General features: G+C 64.1%; 2 protein-coding genes. Both read left to right on the top strand.

What is annotated here, in order from left to right; genetic code table 11:
* Nucleotides 1-102: 102 nt before the first annotated feature.
* Nucleotides 103-1,455, top strand: a complete 1,353-nt coding sequence (locus tag MFF55_RS26575; RefSeq protein ID WP_238247235.1) for a transposase — start codon at nt 103-105, stop codon at nt 1,453-1,455.
* A gap of 294 nt (nt 1,456-1,749) precedes the next feature.
* A partial coding sequence (locus tag MFF55_RS26570; RefSeq protein ID WP_238247233.1) for an organic hydroperoxide resistance protein occupies nt 1,750-2,158 on the top strand: 409 nt, incomplete at its 3' end.

The following is a 2,158-nucleotide window of genomic DNA, read 5'->3' as shown; positions in this document are numbered from 1 at the left end:
AAGCGGACGTTCCGCTTTCGACCGATTTTGTTGAAAAACGCGGCTGTTGCGCAGGCAGATTTGGGATGATTCACTCCTGTTGATAGGCAGGAGATGAAGCAGATGATGGGTGCGCGGCAAGTCGAGCAAGGTGCCTTGTTCTATGAGTTCTCGCTCGACACCCACGTTCCCGCCGACCATCTTCTGCGTTCCATCGATCGCTTCGTCGACCTGACTGGTCTGCGCCAGGAGCTTGCACCCTTCTACGCCACCATGGGCCGGCCCTCGGTCGATCCCGAGTTGATGATCCGCATGCTGATCGTCGGCTATTGCCTCGGCATCCGCTCCGAGCGCCGGCTCTGCGACGAGGTCCACCTCAACCTTGCTTATCGCTGGTTCTGCCAGCTCGGCCTGGAAGGCCAGGTGCCGGATCACTCCACCTTCTCCAAGAACCGCCACGGCCGCTTTCGCGACAGCGACCTGCTGCGCCGCCTGTTCGAGCGTGTGCTCGCCCGCTGCATCGCCGAAGGGCTCGTCGGCGGCGAAGGCTTTGCCGTCGATGGCAGCCTGATCAAGGCCGACACCAGTCGGCAGAAGGGTGTCGAGGGCTCCGCCGGTCTCCGACCCGAAGCCGTGAGCCGCGCCGCTCAGGAGTACTTGGCCGTCCTCGACGAGGCCGCCTTCGGAGCCGCCACATCGATACCGCCCAAGTTCATCTCGCCCGTCGACCCGGCAGCGCGCTGGACCGGAGCGCATGGCGGCCAAGCCTTCTTCGCCTACACGGCCAACTACCTGATCGACCTCGACCACGCGATCATCGTCGATGTCGAGGCAACCACCGCCATGCGGCAGGCCGAGGTCACCGCCGCCAAGCGCATGATCGAGCGCTCGCGCGAATGCTTCGACCTCTATCCGGCCAGGCTCGCGGGCGACAGCAGCTATGGCTCGGCGGAGATGCTGGGCTGGCTCGTCTACGAACAGGGCATCGAGCCGCACATCAGCGTGTTCGACAAGTCGGGCCGCACTGACGGCACCTTCTCGCGTGCCGACTTCACCTACGATCAGCCCGGCGACATCTATCGCTGCCCGGCGGGCAAGGTGCTGGCTACGACGGGCACCCTGGTCAACGATGGGGCGACACTGCTGTATCGGGCGAGCAAGGTCGACTGTGCGCCATGCCCGCTCAAACAGCGATGCTGTCCTGCGGCCTCGGTGCGTAAGATCCCACGCTCGATCTACGAGGGTGCGCGGGACATGGCCCGCGACATCGCCCGACCCGAGGAAGGCAAGACCTCACGGCGCGAGCGCAAGAAGGTCGAGATGCTGTTTGCCCACCTCAAGCGTATCCTGAAGCTAGATCGTCTCCGGTTACGAGGCCCAAATGGAGCGAGAGACGAGTTCCACCTCGCAGCCGCCGCCCAGAACCTCAGGAAGCTCGCCAAACTCATCCCAGTCCTGCAGCCGAGCCCGGCTTGATCGGCGGGGCGCACGCCCGCCTCACCATGACGACCCCTCGCGCTCGCCGCCGTTCTCGGCCGCCAACAAGTTTTTCAACGGAATCGACCCCTAGCGGAAGCTAGGAAGGTCCGTTCCCAGGTGGACGAGGCCGCCCGTGCTGAGAAGGCGGCTCCACGAGATAAACGGCGTACGTACGGGACTGATCTGGTTCCTAGTTCGGTCCCTAGTATCTTTGCTCGGGCGGAAGCTAAGCGGCCCTTGCGGTGGTAGCCTGTTCGTGATCGCGATGGTGGACAACCCGGGAGAAAGCGTATGGACGTACTCTACACCGCAACCGCGACCGCCACCGGCGGACGGCAGGGCCGCGTCCGGTCCGTAGATGGTGTCCTCGATCTCAGCCTTGCCATGCCCAAGGAACTTGGGGGTGTGGGCGGCGCTGCGACGAACCCGGAGCAGCTCTTTGCAGCTGGCTACGCCGCTTGCTTCGAGAACGCCCTCCTACGAGTGGCACGCGAGCGCAAAGCTCCAATCCGCGAGTCCTGTGTCACCGCTCACGTTGGCATCGGCCGGGAGCAAAGCGGCTTCTTCCAGCTGACCATCTCCCTTGAGGTGTCAGTCCCGGATCGCGACAGGGCAGAGGTCGAGGAGATGGTCCGCATCACGCACGAGGAGGTGTGCCCCTACTCGCGAGCAATCCGCGGCAATGTCGAGGTAGAGATCA

This window comes from Methylobacterium iners (assembly GCF_022179305.1).
Classification (GTDB): Bacteria; Pseudomonadota; Alphaproteobacteria; order Rhizobiales; family Beijerinckiaceae; genus Methylobacterium; species Methylobacterium iners.
The sequence above is the reverse complement of the archived record's forward strand: the minus strand, read 5'-3'. Positions and strand labels throughout refer to the sequence as shown.